Origin of the sequence: Acidovorax sp. HMWF018, assembly GCF_003061035.1 — a bacterium.
GTDB classification, from domain to species: Bacteria; Pseudomonadota; Gammaproteobacteria; order Burkholderiales; family Burkholderiaceae_C; genus Acidovorax; species Acidovorax delafieldii.
In genome coordinates this window covers 1-2,378 of the sequence record NZ_QAIM01000257.1, presented here as the reverse complement: position 1 = coordinate 2,378, position 2,378 = coordinate 1, and the positions used below count along the sequence as shown (strand labels likewise).

Sequence of the window (2,378 nt, the reverse complement as noted above, 5' to 3'; positions counted from 1 at the left end):
AGACCACGGTGGAATTCCTGCGCACCCACTTTCCCACCCAGACGAAGCTGGGGCCTGTCGAGAAGATCCGGGACCTCGTCAACCTCCACCTGCCGGGCGTCACCCTGCGATCGCTGTCCGTGGCTCCACGCGAAATCCCCTATCACGCGGGGTACTCCTATTTTGAGGTTGACACCACACACGACCTGTGGCGCCAGCTCAACAGCTCAGGGGGCCTAGCCATGCATGTCTCGGGCGAGTTCCCGGAGCTGGAGTTGGAATTCTGGGCGATCCGCAGATAAGAACAACCCATGTCGATCCCAATCACGGACAACGTTTTCGCGTTCAGCGCCAGTGACCATACCGAGCATGGCGCACTCGGAACGCCTGAAATATCCATACCTGGAGCAGGCGCCCAGAACATGTCACGCACCAACCTGCCCGATGTGGTCAGCGGTGGCAATCCACTGGTGGCATCCGCGAACGTACTGCTAAATCTTGTGCCGCAGATCCGGGCGATGGCCTCCAACGCGGACCCTGAAGGCTTCCAGCGCCTGCTACTTGCGAACATCCGCGAATTCGAGCGCAGCGCGGGCGTCGCGGGCGTTCCGATCGAGACTGTTATCGGGGCAAGGTACTGCCTGTGCACCGTGGTGGACGAGGCTGCGGCGCAAACGCCTTGGGGCGGATCTGGCGTTTGGCCCAAGTTCAGCCTTCTGGTTGCGTTGCACAACGAAACCTGGGGGGGCGAGAAGTTCTTCCAGCTGCTGGCCAAGCTGGTTCAGACACCCCACCAACACATCGACCTGATCGAGCTGATGTACTTCTGTCTCATGCTCGGTTTTGAAGGACGATATCGCGTGATCGAGAACGGGCGAAGCCAGCTGGAAACGCTCAAGGCGCGGCTGTTGGCTCTGATCGAGAGTACACGTGGCGATCGCAGCGGCGCACTATCACTTCACTGGAAAGGCGAGGAACGCAAGGCGGCGCCTCCGTGGACAATGGTGCCGCTGTGGGTAGCTACAGCACTCGCGCTGCTGCTCGCGTTCGCCCTCTTCCTCTGGTTCAGCTACCGACTCGCAGCGCAGTCTGACGCGCTGTTCACCTCCATCAACGCTATCCGATTCCCCAGAGCCATCGCGGCCATGGCGAGCGTGGACAAGCCCAGGCTGCGCCAATTCCTCGAACCTGAAATCCGCGAAGGTCTGGTCGAGGTCATTGACCAGGCGGACCGCAGCACCATCATCCTGCGCGGCGACGGCTTGTTCGAACTGGGCTCCAACGTGGTCAAACCTCGCTATGTGCAGGTGGTTCAGCGCATTGCCACCGCCTTGAACGAAGTGCCCGGCAAGGTGGTCGTGAACGGCTACACCGACAACTCGCCCATTCGCACGGCCAGGTACCCATCCAACTGGCACCTCTCCCAAGACCGAGCTCGGTCCGTCTCTGACATGCTGCTAAGCACGGTTCGGGACAGTCAGCGCGTGCAGGCTGAAGGCCGCGGAGAAGCGGATCCTGTGGCGCCCAACACCACAAGCGAAGGCAAGGCGAGAAACCGACGCGTAGAAATCGTTCTGCTGGTCGCACCGCAGGTACGTGACAAGGAATTGCAGCTCAGCGGTAATGCCCCGCGGACTGAAAGCATCAAGAAATGAGCATGCTGAGACATATGGCAGCGTTGCTGTTCAATCGTTTTACTCTGGCCTTCATCGGTCTGGTATTGCTGAGTCTGGTGATCTGGTTCATCGGCCCTTTGGTTTACATCAAGCCGTATCAGCCACTGGAAAGCGAAAACGTGCGCTGGGCTCTCATCGCCGCGCTATTCACCATCTGGGTGATCAAGCTACTCTTTCACTGGTGGCGTGCCAAACGCATGAACGACAAGCTCATGGGGCAGATCGCACGGATCACTGCTGGCCGTGATACCCCCCAAGAACTTGCACCTGGTCAAGAGGAGGTGACTGAACTGGAGGGACGCTTCAAGGAGGCCGTAGAGGTTCTTTCCAAGACTCGCTTTGGCACTACCGAAAGCGGCCTGTTAGGCCGCTTCACCAAGCGCTACGTGTACCAGCTGCCCTGGTACCTGATCATCGGCTCTCCAGGATCGGGCAAGACCACGGCACTGGCCAACTCGGGGCTCGACTTTCCACTGGCCGAACAGTTCGGTAAGGGCTCAATCCGAGGCGTGGGCGGCACACGCAACTGCGACTGGTGGTTCACAGACCAGGCCGTGCTGCTGGATACCGCCGGCCGGTACACGACGCACGACAGCGATGTCGTGCAAGACAAAGCCGCCTGGTCGGGCTTTCTACAGCTTCTGAAGCGCTTTCGCGGTCGGCAGCCCATCAATGGCGTCATCGTGACGCTCAGCGTACAAGAGCTCTTGAGCAGTACCGAAG

3 protein-coding genes are annotated in these 2,378 nt (G+C 59.9%); all 3 read left to right on the top strand.

Annotation, left to right across the window (positions count from 1 at the left end; all coding sequences use genetic code 11):
- The coding region (gene tssK, locus DBR23_RS09355; RefSeq protein WP_146191297.1) for a type VI secretion system baseplate subunit TssK at positions 1–281 on the top strand (281 nt) is incomplete at its 5' end.
- Between the two features lie 9 nt (positions 282–290).
- Positions 291–1,634: a DotU family type VI secretion system protein gene (locus DBR23_RS09350; RefSeq protein ID WP_199227674.1), complete on the top strand. Its 1,344-nt coding sequence runs from the start codon at positions 291–293 to the stop codon at positions 1,632–1,634.
- Between the two features lie 14 nt (positions 1,635–1,648).
- Positions 1,649–2,378, top strand: a 730-nt coding sequence (locus DBR23_RS09345) for a type VI secretion protein IcmF/TssM N-terminal domain-containing protein (protein WP_304466203.1), incomplete at its 3' end; no start/stop codon positions are given.

What these genes read in the sequence shown, in the direction of transcription:
- DBR23_RS09350 (WP_199227674.1), top strand. Translation starts at nt 291, where the DNA reads ATGTCGATCCCAATCACGGACAACGTTTTCGCGTTCAGCGCCAGTGAC.